Source organism: Phenylobacterium sp. (genome assembly GCF_020253645.1).
GTDB lineage: Bacteria > Pseudomonadota > Alphaproteobacteria > Caulobacterales > Caulobacteraceae > Phenylobacterium.
In genome coordinates this window covers 1-12648 of sequence record NZ_JADCBG010000024.1, presented here as the reverse complement: position 1 = coordinate 12648, position 12648 = coordinate 1, and the positions used below count along the sequence as shown (strand labels likewise).

Genomic DNA, 12648 nt, shown 5'->3' with positions numbered 1-12648 from the left:
CGTCCCGATCCCGCCGAAACCCCTCAAAACACCCCGGCAGGGCCAGAAAACCTCGCCTCAATGCACCTCAAGGCACAGGACGGCGCGTATCGCAGAAGTCCCCTCGGGGGGCGCCCTGGTGGTCCTGGACCTGCCCGCGCGACGCTGGTCGAGCGTCCGCCAGGCCGAGCTCCGGGACCTCCCGGACCGGGTCCGGGCCTCCGGCGCCGCCGGCCTCATCCTCGTCACGAACGGCCCGACCGGCGAGGCCATCGCCCTGAATGCGCCGGCCGGGGCGCCGCCCTTCGGCGTTCCGACCCTCATCCTGGCGCCCAAGGACGCCGGGCCGGTGCTGGCCGCCGCCCGGGAGGGCCAGACGGCGCGGCTGGTGATCGACGGCGAGGCCGGCCAGCGTCCCGCCTTCAACCTCATCGGGCGGATCGACCGCGGCAAGGGCAGGACGGTGGTCCTGTCCACCCCGCGCTCGGGCTGGTTCACCTGCGCCGGCGAGCGCGGGCCAGGCGTCGCCCTCTGGCTGGCCCTGCTGCCCTGGATGGCCAAGCGCCTGAAAAATCACGATATCGTCGTCATCACGGCCAGCGGGCACGAGTACGAGAACCTGGGCGCCGAGGCCTTCCTGCACCGGGAGGCGCCGGACCCGGAGCGGACCGCCCTGTGGGTCCACCTGGGCGCCGGGATCGCCGCCCGGGACTGGAAGGAGACGCCTCAGGGCCTTGAGCCCCTGGACCGGCCGGACCCTGCGAGGGTGCTGATGGGATCAGCCCATCTCGTTGAGATCCTGAAGGAAAGCTTCGCGGGCGAGGCCGGGCTGGAAGCCCCCCTCCCCGCCGGCCCGGCCGCCGCGGGCGAGCTTGCCGAGATCCTGAAGGCCGGCTACCCCGCCGCCTTTGGCGTGTTCGGGGCCCACCGCTTCCACCACACGATCCTGGACGACGCCCGCTGCCTGGACCCCGCCTTGGTGGAGCGCCTCCTCCCCCGCTTCCAGGCCGCCATCCTGAAGGCCCTCGGCGAGGCCTGACTTCCCCTTGCCTGCCCCCCCTTGATTGACTGGGGGTGAGCCCGCATCAATTGCGGGCAAGACTTAGGGGTTAGACCCCCCGGGGAGGACGCATGACCTACGAGACCCTGCTCTGGGAACAGGACGGCCCCGTCCTGACCCTGACCCTCAACCGTCCCGACAAGCTGAACGCCTACACGGCGACCATGGGCCTGGAGATCGAGGACGCCTTCGTGCGCGCCGACGAGGACGACAGTGTGCGGGTGATCATTGTCACCGGCGCCGGCCGGGCCTTCTGCGCCGGGGCGGACATCTCCTCCGGCGCCGGGGCGTTCGATTCCAAGGCTGAAGGCTCGGTGGCCTTCGGCGATTCCGGGACAACGGCGCGGCGGCGCTCGGGCGGCGGCTTTGTCGGCGCCATCTTCAACTGCCGCAAGCCCATCATCGCAGCCCTGAACGGCGCGGCGGTGGGGGTGGGCGCGACCCTGACCCTGCCCATGGACATCCGCATCGCGGCGAAGGGCGCCCGGATCGGCTTTGTCTTCGCCCGGCGGGGCCTGGTGCCCGAGGCCGGCAGCGCCTGGTTCCTGCCCCGGCTGGTGGGCCTGCCCACCGCCCTGCGCTGGTGCCTCTCCGGCGCCCTGATCCCCGCCGAGGAGGCCAGGGCCGGCGGCCTGGTCGCCGAGGTGGTGGAGCCCGAGGCCCTGATGGACCGCGCCCGGGAGATGGCCCGGGAGATCGCCGAGACCACCGCCCCGGTCTCCGTGGCCCTGACCCGGCAGATGCTGTGGCGCTTCAGCGGCGAGCCCGACCCCTGGGGCGCCCTGAAGGTGGACGGCGCCATGGCCATGACCCTGGGCGCCGGCCCCGACGTGCGCGAGGGCGTCGCGGCCTTCCTGGAGAAGCGTAGCCCCGACTTCCCCGGCAGGGTCTCCAGCGACATGCCGCCCCAGTATCCCTGGTGGAAGGACTGACCCCGACATGAAGCCCGACGCCAAGATCGACCTCCTCAGCCCCGCCAGCTTCGCCGCCGGCCACCCCCACGCCCAGTACGACTGGCTGCGGGAGAACGACCCCGTCCACTGGCACGAGGAGCCCGGCGGCCGGGGGTTCTGGGCGGTCACCCGTTACGCGGACGTGCGCGCCGTGGACCGGGGGTTCGAGACCTATTCCTCCGAGCCGACCATCATGATCCCCGACCCGGCGGAGGAGTCGGCGGCCTTCGGGCCCTACAAGATGATGCTGATGATGGACCCGCCGGACCATACCGGCTTTCGCAAACTCATCCGCTCGGAGTTCACCCTGCCGACCGCGAAGATGCGCGAGGCGCGGATCCAGGCCCTGGCCCGGCAGATCGTCGATGCGGTGATCGAGAAGGGCGAGTGCGACTTCGTGGCCGAGGTGGCGGGCGAGATGCCCTCCTACGTGATCGCCGAGCTCCTGGGCCTGCCGCTGGAGGACGGGCGCGAGCTCTACAAGCTGACCGAGGTGATCCACACCGCCCCGGAGGCCCAGGCCCCCGGCGCCGGCGCCCAGGCGGTGATGAAGATGTTCGAGTACGGCTCGAAGCTGATGGCCGAGAAGCGCGCCCGGCCCGGCGACGACCTGGCCTCGCGCCTGCTGGCCTGCGAGGTCGACGGCCGGCGGCTGGAGGACATGGAGTTCCTGCTCTTCTTCCTCCTGCTGATCGACGCCGGCGGCGACACCACCCGCAACCTGCTGGCCAGCGGGCTGAACGCCATGCTGGACCATCCCGACCAGCTGGCCTGGCTGAGGGCCGACCTGCCCGGCCGCCTGCCCGCCGCCCGGGAGGAGCTGCTGCGCTGGACCACCCCGGTGATCTACATGCGCCGCACGGCGAAGGCCGACGCCCAGCTGGGGGGCAAGACGATCCGCCAGGGCGACAAGGTGGTCATGTACTTCGGCGCGGCCAACCGCGACCCGACCCGGTTCGACCGCGCGGACCAGCTGGACCTGGCCCGGGCGCAGAACGAGCACATCGCCTTCGGCAACGGCCCGCACGTGTGCCTGGGCCAGCACATCGCCCGCATCGAGATCGACGCCATGCTGGTGGAGGTGCTCTCCCGGATGGAAGAGGTGGAGCGCATAACGCCGCCCGAATGGCTGGCCAGCAACTTCATCTCGGGGCCGCGGACCATGCCGGTCAGGTTCCGGGCGGGGCGGCGGGTGGGCGGGAACTGAAACAGAGGAGAAGCGCACGATACAAGCTGCTCGAAAGGTTCGTAGTCCGCGAGACCAGATGACCCAGGTCGCTGGCGCACCTTTTCGCTGGCCGCCTACACGGCCGACGTAACCAATCAACTTTCAAACCCGAGGGCTCTCACAATGAATGAGAAAGTGGTAGGGAGCAGATCACGACTGTGAAGCTCGTGCGAAAGTCGCTATTGCTGTGTTCGCGAAGTCCATTTGCGCTTATGGCAACGCGCGGATTAGGAAACGAGTACCTAGATGGCTGACCCCGACCTTGAGTTTGTCGATGAAGAGGATGCAGTCCTCGACCCCGCCGAGACCGCCTCCTTCTCAGAGGCAGTCCTCTACACCTCGGACTGGACGGTGCAGACCGTCATATCCCAGCTGACTAACGGAAACATAGAGATGAATCCACGCTTCCAACGCCGGGATGCTTGGTCATCTGCAGGCAAGGGCAGATTCATCGAGAGCGCCATCTTGGGCTTTCCGATCCCGCAGATTGTGCTGGCGGAGAAGAAAGGGTTTCGGGGTCAGTTCATCGTTCTCGATGGAAAGCAGCGTCTTCTGGCTCTCCTCCAGTTCACAGGTAAAGCGACGGGTCCCAATAACGGCTTCGGATTGTCAGGACTAGAGGTACGCACTGACTTGAGCCGCAAGACCTTCGCGCAGCTTGAGAAGGACCCCGCGAGGCGCGACGACCTCAACGCCTTTTTGAACAACACCATACGCACGGTGGTCATCAGGAACTGGCCAAACACCAACTTTCTGCACACGGTGTTTCTCCGTCTCAATACCGGCAGCCTGAAGCTATCTCCCCAGGAACTCCGTCAAGCTATGGTCCCTGGCCCCTTCTCCGACTTTATCGATGACACTGCGCAGAAATCTGCCCAGGTGCAGAGATTGCTAGGACGCTCGGCACCCGACCCTCGGATGCGCGATGTTGAGCTTTTGGTACGTTACCTCGCGTTCCGGCGGTTCCTCTCGACCTACACGGGCCGGATGAAGGATTTCCTGGATAACGCCTGCAGCAAGCTCAACTCCGAATGGGATGCGGTGAAGCCCTCGGTCGAGCAGGACATTCTACAGTTCAACGACGCGGTGGACGCGCTACTTGAGGTCTTTGGCGACGAGAATTTGGCGCGTAAGAGCGGCTCTCGCTCGGTCAACCGAGCCATTTTTGACGCTCTCTTGTTCTATGCGGCTGACGGCGGCATTCGAGATGCGATGCTGGCCAACAGCGCGGCGGTCCAAGACATCTATTCCCAAAAGTTGGCTGACCCAGCCTTTGCGGAGGCAATCGAAAGCGACACAGCGGGGATACCGCATACCTTTGAGCGGCTCGTCGGATGGGGGTCGGCCCTGCGTACGGCAATCCGACAACCTTTCAATGTCCCCGCGCTCGTTGAGAAGGAGGCCGGGAGCGCGCGCATTGAGTTTGATGGCTTTCGCTAGATGCCATCTGGCCGCTTCCATGATCTCAAGAACCGTATCCAAGAGTTAAGAAGACTCCTCCTACCGTCACGGTTCGAGCCCACAGGCACCTACAAAGACCCATTGCGGGTCACGACCCGCGCCCTCTCTTTCCGCGTCCTCGCCCATGCGGAAGTCGAGACCTACCTTGAGGACCGAGTACTTGAAGTTGCGACGACCGCACTGCAGGCGTGGGAGACGCAACGGTTCGTCTCCGTGGTCACCTTCCATCTAATCGGCTTCAGCGGCCGTGCTGTAGACCTTCCGCCTGACACCCTTTTTACGACTGATCAAAACAAGCAAAAGACCTGGGAACACAAAACAGCTATAGATCACCGTTTCTCAAGGTGCGTATCGGATTTTCATCATCGGATCAGACAGCAAAATCACGGGGTTAAGGAAAAGAATATAATGTCACTTCTGATCCCTATCGGTTTCGATATGTCGAAGTGCGACCAGCTTTTCCTTCAGATGATGAGCACATTCGGTGAAGAACGCGGATTGGTTGCCCATACCAGCGGGAAGAGCCACGTTCAAAAGGCTGTTGACCCCAAGAGTGAGTACACAAACTTGGTCAACATACTTAAGGATTTGAAGGTGATCGACGATGAGTTCGACCGCCTACACGCTGCGTGCAGAGCGCCATCCGCCCCCCCATTGTGAAACGATACGTCTGCCTGGGCCTGCACATCGCCCGCATCGAGATCGACGCCATGCTGGTGGAGGTGCTCTCGCGGATGGAAGAGGTGGAGCGCACCGCCCCGCCCGAATGGCTGGCCAGCAATTTTATCTCCGGGCCGCGGACCATGCCGGTGAAGTTCCGGGCGTGGCCGCGTCGGGGCTAAAAAGCCCCGGAATGGCCTTAATCCGAACCCGACCCCGCCACAGACGGCCGTCAGTTTCAGACCGTCGGCGGTCGGACCTGGTCCGGACCCTGAATCGCCCCCCCAGCCCCCCCCGGGCCGGGACCGGCCGCCGCACTTGTAGCCATTCCTGTTTGACCTTGCGATTTCGCAACGACGGCCCTCCCTGCGGAAGGCCGCTGATTTTTTTCGCGCGGGCATCACCGTGACAAAATCCAGATAATCTTTAAAATCTGCATATTCAGTGTTTCCTTCAGTGGAGCCCCGGACATGAGCGAGACCACCGTGACCTCCGCCGAGTTGCAGCGGGCCTTCGGGCTCTACAGGGACCGGGCGCTGGCCGAACCGGTGATCATCACCCACCACGGGCGGGAGAGCCTGGTCCTGCTGTCGGCGACGGAGTTCCACCGGCTGAAGACCCTGGAGCGGAGGGCCCTGCACCCGTGGGAGCTGAGCGCCGCCGAAGTCGAGGCCCTGGAGGCGGCCGGCGTCGCCGAGGAAGCCGCCGCGCACGATCACGAGTACGGTCCGGATCGCTGAGCGCGCCTGCGTGAACCTTCCCGAACCCAGGGTGGGGCTCGTCATCCGGTATGCCTACCTCTGGCGCGAGGAGGCCCGGGCGGGGCGGGAAGAGGGTCGCAAGGACCGGCCCTGCGTGATCCTCCTTGTCGGGCAGGCGCGGGAGGGTGGAATCCTGGTCACCGTCGCCCCCATCACCCACACGCCGCCGGCCCCGGAACGGGAGGCGGACGCGATCGAACTGCCCGGTCCAACGCAATTGCGCCTGGGCCTGGACGGGGAGCGATCCTGGGTGCTGGCGACCGACCTCAACCAGTTCGTCTGGCCGGGGTTCGACCTGAGGCCCATCCGGAGGGGCGCCGACGCGGTCGCCTTCGGCTACCTCCCCGCCTCCCTGGTCCAGGACCTGAGGGCCAGGGTCCTTGCGGTCGCCCAGCGCGGCGGCCCGGTGCTGACGCCGCGGGGCGGACCGGACGCCTGACGTGGGCGGGGCGCGGACCCGAAAAGCCCCGAAAGGGCCTTAATCCGGACCCGCGCCGGCCACATCCGCCCGCCAGATTGGCACTGTCGGCGGCTGGACCTGGTTCCGGTCCCTGAACGCCCCCCCAGCCCCCCGGGCCGGGACCGGTCGCCGCACCTGTCTCTCCATCCCCGATTTGACCTTTGCGGCTTCGCAACGGCGGCCCTTCCTCCCGAAGGCCGCCGTTTTCTCTGCGCGGGATGTCGTAAGGGGACCGTCTTGAAGGTCCTGAAGGTTCGTCACATCCTCCGCCCAGGAGAGCTTCATGGCCCAATACTCCGAGCATGACGCCAAGACGCACCTTTCGCGCCTGATCGCCGAAGCCGTGGCCGGCGAGGAGGTGGTGATCCTGCGCGACAAGGTACCTGTCGTGCGGCTGTCTCCGATCGCGCCGCCTGGTCGTCGGCAGTTCGGCGCCTTCAAGGGCCGGATCGCCCTGGACGACCGGTTCAATGATCCCCTGCCGCATGAGGATCGGGAAGGCTAGAGTCTGGCTTGAGGCGCCGGCCCGACAACGGGGCCCGCCTGGCCAGCGAGATGGGCTCTGGCGCCCGGGCCCGGGGTTTGGCAAAGGCTACCCGCAGGCCCACCGGCGGTCGGGGGCGGCGCGGGGAGGTGTTCCATGGGCGACGGCGATACCGGCTATCCGACATTCGTGCACCGGACCCTCGAGGACGGCCCCTGGGCGGGCTGGACGGTCTATGAGGGAGAGCCCTTCGAGGACCATGCGGGGCCCTTCCACTACCGGATAGACGAGTCCGGGGCGCCGGTCTGCGCCGTGCGCACCGAGGCCAAGCACATGAACGGCGGCGGCTTCATGCATGGCGGGGCCCTGATGACCTTCGCCGACTACGCCATCTTCATCTTCGCCCGCGAGCACCTGCGGGAGTCCTCCAGCGTCACCGCCTCCCTCAACGCCGACTTCGTGGGCGCCGTGCCGCCGGGCGCCCTTCTGGAGTGCCGGGGCGAGGTGGTGAAGGGCGGGCGGAGCCTCATCTTCCTGCGCGGCCTGATGACCGTGGAGGGCCAGACGGTGTTTTCCTTCTCCGCCGTCATCAAGAAGACCGGCCAGCGCGGGTGAAGGCGCGGCTCTCCGTCCTGGACCTGTCGCCGGTCGGTGGCGAGGGCACGCAGGCGCAGGCCATGCGCGAGACGATCGCCGTGGCCCAGGCGGCCGAGCGGCTGGGCTATGACCGGTTCTGGGTGGCCGAGCACCACAACATGCGCAGCCTGGCCTCGGCCTCGCCCGAGATCCTGATGGCCGCCCTGACCCAGGCCACGAAGACCATCCGCCTGGGCTCGGGCGGGGTCATGCTGGTCAACTACTCGCCCCTGAAGGTGGCGGAGGTCTTCATGGCCCTGGAGGCCCTGGCGCCGGGGCGGATCGACCTGGGGGTCGGCCGGGCCCTGGGGACGGACGGACGGACCGGCGGGGCCCTGCGCTCAGCGGGGTCGGAGGCCTTCCCGCAGTACTTCGCCCTGCTCAACGCCTGGCTGCTGGACGCCGGCGGGGTGGAGCCGATCACCGAGGCCCATCCGGCCCGGGGCATCCACGCCTCGCCCTCGGGGCCCTCGCACCCGGACCTCTTCCTGCTCTGCTCCTCGCCCGAGACCGCCGACTTCGCCGGCCGAGCCGGGGTGGGCATGGTCTTCGCCGAGTTCATCGCCCGCACGGACGGCGGCCCGGCGGTGAGCGCCTACCGCGCCGCCTTCTCCCCCTCGGCCTTCCGGCAGGCGGGCTGGGCGGCGGTGGCCACCATCGCCCTGGCCGCGGAGACGACCGAGGCCGCCGAGCGCCTCGCCGCCCCCATGCGGGCGAGCGCCCTGGCCGGCCTGGACGGTCCCGGCGCCGACGGAGAGCGCCCGCGCTTTCCCCGCATCGAGGACGCCCTCGCCTTCCTGGAGGCCCGCCGTGACGACCCCCGCCTGGCCGGCGTGAAGGCCCGCGCCATCGTCGGCGACCCTGAGACCGTGCGCCGCGGCCTGGAGGCCAAGGCCGAGGCGACCGGGGCGGACGAGCTGTTCGTCATGGCCGTAGGGCCGGACCTGGAGAGCCGGGTGCGGTCGCTGGAGCTGATCCGGGCGGGGTGACGTAGACGGGCCTGCACTGAGCCAGTAACCTGCTCTCAGAAGCCCGCAGTCGCCACCTCTATGGGTGCACCATGAAGCCGAAGATCAGCCTGATCACTCTGGGCGTCCGGGACTTTGACCGCGCCTTCGCCTTCTACAGCCAGGGTCTGGGGTTCGAGGCACACAACCACGCCGAGGGCGAGGACTTTTGCATGTTTCGCCTGGAGGGGACCTGGCTGGCCCTCTTTCCGCGCGATCAGCTCGCCGCCGACGCCGGCATAGAGGACGATGGACGCGCCCCCGCGGGTTTTGCCCTGGCCCACAATGTCGGGTCTGAAACGGAGGTTGACGCCGTCTTCGCAAAGGCCATTGCGGCCGGAGGCCATGCGCAGAAGGCGCCGCAGAAGACTTTCTGGGGCGGCTATTCCGGCTATTTCGCCGACCCGGACGGACACCTCTGGGAGGTGGCCCACAACCCCTTCACAGACCTGACCTGAACCCCTGGGCCTGCAAGGTCGACGCCCGGCCCCTTTGAGGTCCGCTCCGAAACCCCTGCGTGTCACGGGTTCGGTGAGGCGGCGTTGAGATTTGCGAAGATTTCCGAGTTCCTTCCGACCACGTCCGGGGGCAAGGCCGTCGCCGCTTCGGTTCGGTTCGGATACCCGTCGACTTCAAGATGCCTGGCCAGGCCCCCATGGGCGTCGTCGGAGGATGTAGGCGCCTTGAACCTTTCGGATAGCCAAGGGGAGCTGCAGTAAGGCTGCGCTTTTCCCGCATCGAGGACGCCCTCGCCTTCCTGGAGGCCCGCGGCGACGACCCCGCCTGCCCGCCGTGCTGGCCCGGGCCATCGTCGGCGACCCGGAAACCGTGCGCCGGGGCCTGGCGCAGAAGGCCGAGGCGACCGGGGCGGACGAGCTGTTCGTCAGGGCCGTGGCGCCGGACCTGGAGAGCCGGGTGCGGTCGCTGGAGCCGATCCGGGCGGGGTGAGAGGGTGCCGTCACGCCCGATCTTGCACGCCTTGACCCTGATACTATATGTCTACTATAGTGGACATATGTTCGAAGTCCGGCAGACCCCAACCTTCCGGGACTGGCTGATTCGGCTACGCGACCTGAGGGCCCGGACCCAGATCATCCGGCGGATTGACCGGGCCGAGGCTGGCAATCTCGGGGATGTTGCGCCCATTGGCGAGGGTGTCTTCGAGATGCGTATCCACCAGGGCCCGGGATACCGGGTCTATTTCATTCAGAGGGGCAAGACCCTGATCCTTCTCCTCTGCGGAGGCGACAAGTCCTCCCAACGGACCGACATCCGCCGCGCACTCCAGATGGCGAGGGACACATGACCGATCCTACCGCGACCACTGCCTGGGACATCGCCGAGCACTTGCAGGAGGACGCCGCCGTGGCGGACTACCTGGCGGCGGTCTTCGAGGACGGCGACCTGGCGGAAATCCGCAGAGCGCTGGCGCATGTGGCCCGGGCCCGGGGCATGGGCGAACTGGCGCAGAAGGCCGGCCTCAGCCGATCGGGGCTTTACAAGGCCCTCGGCGAAGGCGGAAATCCGACCTTCGAGACCGTAGTGGGCCTGCTGAAGGCCTTTGGCGTCCGGTTGACTGTGGCGCCGACGGAGGCGTGACCCCCTAGACCGCCACCGTCGCCGCCGGGCGGGCGCGCATCGCGGCCATCCAGCGGGTGACGCCGGACAGTTCCTGCGGGATCTCCAGCTTGATCATCCGGGTGAAGTCGATGCCGATGAAGGCGACGATGTCGGCGATGGTGAGGCGCTCGCCCGCCAGCCATTCGTGGTCCTGCAGCTGGCGGTCGAGGATCTTCAGGCCGCGCAGGCCGGCCGTGCGGTTGGCCTCGGCGACGGCGGGGTCCTGGGTCTCCAGCCGGGCCAGGGCCGGATGGGTGTGGCGGACGGCCAGCATGAGGGGCCAGGCGACCAGGAGTTCGCCGCGGCGCGTCCACATCTCGATGAGGGCGGTCTCCTCGGGGGTGGCGCCGAACAGGTTCCCCTGCGGGTAGCGGCTCTCGAGGTAGCGGCAGATGGCGAGGCTCTCGGTGAGGCACGTCCCGTCGTCCAGCTCCAGGGCCGGGAGGTTGGCGAGGCCGAAGCGCTTCAGGAAGTCGGGCGTCTTGTGATCGCCCTCCATGATATTGACCCGGACGATCTCGATGTCCTCGATCCCCTTCTCGGCCATGAACCAGCGCACGCGGCGGGGATTGGGGGCGAGGGGCGTGTCGTAGAGCTTCATGGAAGATCCCTGTTTGGGCGGGTCAGTGGAAGAGTTCGCGCGGCAGGAGTCCGACGATGGACGCGGACAGGCAGGTGGCGAGGAAGCCGGCGAACATGGCCTTCCAGACCATGCCGATGACCTCGGACCTGCGCTCGGGCACCAGGACGGAGTAACCCGCCACGTTCATGCCCACCGAGGCGATGTTGGCGAAGCCGCAGAGGGCATAGGCCATCAGCACCCGGGTGCGCGGGTCGATGGCGTCGACCGGCGTGGCGCCCAGCTGGATGAAGGCCGTGAACTCGGTCAGCACCAGCTTGACCCCGAGAAGGGCGCCCGCGAGCTGGGCGTCATGGGCCGGGACGCCGATCAGCCAGACCAGAGGGGCGAAGATCACGCCAAGGATGCGCTCGAGTGTCAGCGGGGCTCCGGCGATATCGGGCAACAGGCCGAGCAGGCCGTTCACGATGGCGGCCAGCGCCACGAAGACAATCAGGGTGGCGCCGATGTTGAGGGCGATCTGCAGGCCGTCGGAGACGCCCCGGCTCACCGCGTCGATGCTGCTTTCATAGGCCTTGTCCGGGCCCGTCTCCAGAGGCTCCGACTGCTCGGCGGCGATATCGCGGGGGACGAGAATCCGGGCGAGCAGGACGCCGGCGGGCGCCGAGATCACGGAGGCGGTGATGATGTGCGCGGCGGCGTTGGGCAGGACGTCCTTCAGCACCGTGGCGTAGGCCACCATGGTGGAGCCGGCCACGCAGCTCATGCCCACGGTGATGAGCATGAAGAGCTCGGATCGGCTGAGGCGCGCCAGGTAGCTGCGGATGAATATGGGCCCCTCGACCTGGCCCATGAAGATGGTGGCGCCCACAGCCAGGGCCGGCGGGCCGCGCAGGCCCATGGTCTTCTCGAAGACAAGGCCAAAGGCTCGGGTCACCGCCTTGAGGATGCCCCAGTGCCAGAGCAGGGCGGCCAGGGCGCAGACCACCAGGATGACCGGCAGGACGCGGAAGGCGAAGACAAAGAGGGCGCCGGGGTTGGCGACATCGTAGGGTTGGCCCTCCCCGCCTGCAAGGAAGCCGAAGACGAAGGCCACGCCGGTCTGGGTGGCGGCGGCGAGGGCCTCGACCCCCTGGCCGAGGGCGGCCACCACGGCGCGCAGGGGTGGCAGACCGAAGAGGCCTAGAACCAGGAGGAGCTGGATCAGGAGGGCGCCAGCCGCCAGCCGCCAGGGAAAGACGCGCCGGTTTTCGGAGAGCGCCCAGCACAGGCCCATGATGACGACCAGCCCAAGGAGGCTCTGGGCGTTCTCGATGCGGAACATGAGCTGGTCTCCCCGGTTCAGAGTGCAGTTGAACGCCGGAAAGGCCGCGGCGCAACCTCCCAGCTGCGACTTCGTTGACCCCCTCACCCGGCTTCGCCGGGAGCTCCCCCTGATGGGGAGCAATTAAGAGGCTGAAATTCCTCCCCCTCTTGAGGGGGAGGTGGACCGCGCAGCGGGCCGGAGGGGGTTTGCGGAAGCGCCGTTGCACCCCCTCACCCGGCTTCGCCGGGAGCTCCCCCTGATGGGGAGCAATTGAGCGCTCCAATTCCTCCACCTTCCAGGGGGAGGTGGACCGCGTAGCGGGCCGGAGGGGGTTTGCGGAAGCGCCGTTGCACCCCCTCACCGGACTTCGTCCGGAGCTCCCCCTGATGGGGAGCAATTCGCCGCTCCAATTCCTCCCCCTCCTGAGGGGGAGGTGGACCGCGCAGCGGGCCG

Annotated in this window: 18 protein-coding genes; 16 read left to right on the top strand and 2 right to left on the bottom strand. The window is 67.6% G+C overall.

The features are described 5' to 3' along the window. From INE98_RS01660 to INE98_RS01590, 16 genes are all read left to right on the top strand, one after another. The coding region (locus INE98_RS01660) for a hypothetical protein (protein WP_293536028.1) at positions 1-1018 on the top strand (1018 nt) is incomplete at its 5' end. 92 nt (positions 1019-1110) lie between these two features. Beyond that, on the top strand, positions 1111-1971 hold the full coding sequence (locus tag INE98_RS01655) for an enoyl-CoA hydratase-related protein (protein WP_293536027.1): 861 nt from the start codon (positions 1111-1113) through the stop codon (positions 1969-1971). A 7-nt stretch (positions 1972-1978) separates the two neighbouring features. Beyond that, complete coding sequence (locus tag INE98_RS01650; protein WP_293536026.1) at positions 1979-3199, top strand: cytochrome P450; 1221 nt, start codon at positions 1979-1981, stop codon at positions 3197-3199. Between the two features lie 267 nt (positions 3200-3466). Further along, on the top strand, positions 3467-4660 hold the full coding sequence (locus INE98_RS01645; RefSeq protein WP_293536025.1) for a DUF262 domain-containing protein: 1194 nt from the start codon (positions 3467-3469) through the stop codon (positions 4658-4660). Next, positions 4661-5341 carry a hypothetical protein gene (locus tag INE98_RS01640; RefSeq protein ID WP_293536024.1) on the top strand — a complete coding sequence of 227 codons (681 nt, stop codon included), beginning with the start codon at positions 4661-4663 and terminating at the stop codon, positions 5339-5341. Continuing rightward, complete coding sequence (locus INE98_RS01635) at positions 5338-5523, top strand: hypothetical protein (protein ID WP_293536023.1); 186 nt, start codon at positions 5338-5340, stop codon at positions 5521-5523. Before INE98_RS01640 ends, INE98_RS01635 begins: the two co-directional genes overlap by 4 nt. Before the next feature lie 288 nt (positions 5524-5811). Beyond that, positions 5812-6081: a type II toxin-antitoxin system Phd/YefM family antitoxin gene (locus INE98_RS01630; protein WP_293536022.1), complete on the top strand. Its 270-nt coding sequence runs from the start codon at positions 5812-5814 to the stop codon at positions 6079-6081. Positions 6082-6091: 10 nt separating this feature from the next. Continuing rightward, on the top strand, positions 6092-6541 hold the full coding sequence (locus INE98_RS01625; RefSeq protein WP_293536021.1) for a type II toxin-antitoxin system PemK/MazF family toxin: 450 nt from the start codon (positions 6092-6094) through the stop codon (positions 6539-6541). A 304-nt stretch (positions 6542-6845) separates the two neighbouring features. After that, on the top strand, positions 6846-7067 hold the full coding sequence (locus INE98_RS01620; RefSeq protein ID WP_293536020.1) for an antitoxin: 222 nt from the start codon (positions 6846-6848) through the stop codon (positions 7065-7067). A 50-nt stretch (positions 7068-7117) separates the two neighbouring features. After that, positions 7118-7285, top strand: a complete 168-nt coding sequence (locus tag INE98_RS14510) for a hypothetical protein (protein ID WP_367120156.1) — start codon at positions 7118-7120, stop codon at positions 7283-7285. After that, entirely contained in the window at positions 7236-7661 is a 426-nt protein-coding gene (locus INE98_RS01615; protein ID WP_367120155.1) for a PaaI family thioesterase, read from the top strand. The genes INE98_RS14510 and INE98_RS01615 overlap by 50 nt, the downstream gene beginning before the upstream one ends. Beyond that, on the top strand, positions 7658-8671 hold the full coding sequence (locus tag INE98_RS01610) for an MsnO8 family LLM class oxidoreductase (protein ID WP_293536018.1): 1014 nt from the start codon (positions 7658-7660) through the stop codon (positions 8669-8671). Before INE98_RS01615 ends, INE98_RS01610 begins: the two co-directional genes overlap by 4 nt. Positions 8672-8742: 71 nt before the next feature. Beyond that, entirely contained in the window at positions 8743-9147 is a 405-nt protein-coding gene (locus INE98_RS01605; RefSeq protein WP_293515089.1) for a VOC family protein, read from the top strand. A 334-nt stretch (positions 9148-9481) separates the two neighbouring features. Further along, complete coding sequence (locus INE98_RS01600; RefSeq protein ID WP_293536017.1) at positions 9482-9637, top strand: hypothetical protein; 156 nt, start codon at positions 9482-9484, stop codon at positions 9635-9637. A 31-nt stretch (positions 9638-9668) separates the two neighbouring features. Then, on the top strand, positions 9669-9995 hold the full coding sequence (locus INE98_RS01595) for a type II toxin-antitoxin system RelE/ParE family toxin (RefSeq protein WP_367120154.1): 327 nt from the start codon (positions 9669-9671) through the stop codon (positions 9993-9995). After that, positions 9992-10288 carry an addiction module antidote protein gene (locus INE98_RS01590; protein ID WP_293536016.1) on the top strand — a complete coding sequence of 99 codons (297 nt, stop codon included), beginning with the start codon at positions 9992-9994 and terminating at the stop codon, positions 10286-10288. Before INE98_RS01595 ends, INE98_RS01590 begins: the two co-directional genes overlap by 4 nt. Before the next feature lie 4 nt (positions 10289-10292). Here INE98_RS01590 and INE98_RS01585 read toward each other — a convergent pair whose 3' ends face one another. Beyond that, complete coding sequence (locus tag INE98_RS01585; protein WP_293536015.1) at positions 10293-10910, bottom strand: glutathione S-transferase family protein; 618 nt, start codon at positions 10908-10910, stop codon at positions 10293-10295. A gap of 22 nt (positions 10911-10932) precedes the next feature. Beyond that, positions 10933-12213: a nucleoside transporter C-terminal domain-containing protein gene (locus INE98_RS01580; RefSeq protein WP_293536014.1), complete on the bottom strand. Its 1281-nt coding sequence runs from the start codon at positions 12211-12213 to the stop codon at positions 10933-10935. Positions 12214-12648 lie beyond the last annotated feature (435 nt).

Coding starts and splice junctions, on each gene's coding strand:
- INE98_RS01585 (WP_293536015.1), bottom strand. CDS start 10,910: ATGAAGCTCTACGACACGCCCCTCGCCCCCAATCCCCGCCGCGTGCGC.
- INE98_RS14510 (WP_367120156.1), top strand. CDS start 7,118: ATGGGCTCTGGCGCCCGGGCCCGGGGTTTGGCAAAGGCTACCCGCAGG.
- INE98_RS01605 (WP_293515089.1), top strand. CDS start 8,743: ATGAAGCCGAAGATCAGCCTGATCACTCTGGGCGTCCGGGACTTTGAC.
- INE98_RS01650 (WP_293536026.1), top strand. CDS start 1,979: ATGAAGCCCGACGCCAAGATCGACCTCCTCAGCCCCGCCAGCTTCGCC.
- INE98_RS01655 (WP_293536027.1), top strand. CDS start 1,111: ATGACCTACGAGACCCTGCTCTGGGAACAGGACGGCCCCGTCCTGACC.
- INE98_RS01580 (WP_293536014.1), bottom strand. CDS start 12,213: ATGTTCCGCATCGAGAACGCCCAGAGCCTCCTTGGGCTGGTCGTCATC.
- INE98_RS01620 (WP_293536020.1), top strand. CDS start 6,846: ATGGCCCAATACTCCGAGCATGACGCCAAGACGCACCTTTCGCGCCTG.
- INE98_RS01590 (WP_293536016.1), top strand. CDS start 9,992: ATGACCGATCCTACCGCGACCACTGCCTGGGACATCGCCGAGCACTTG.
- INE98_RS01645 (WP_293536025.1), top strand. CDS start 3,467: ATGGCTGACCCCGACCTTGAGTTTGTCGATGAAGAGGATGCAGTCCTC.
- INE98_RS01640 (WP_293536024.1), top strand. CDS start 4,661: ATGCCATCTGGCCGCTTCCATGATCTCAAGAACCGTATCCAAGAGTTA.
- INE98_RS01630 (WP_293536022.1), top strand. CDS start 5,812: ATGAGCGAGACCACCGTGACCTCCGCCGAGTTGCAGCGGGCCTTCGGG.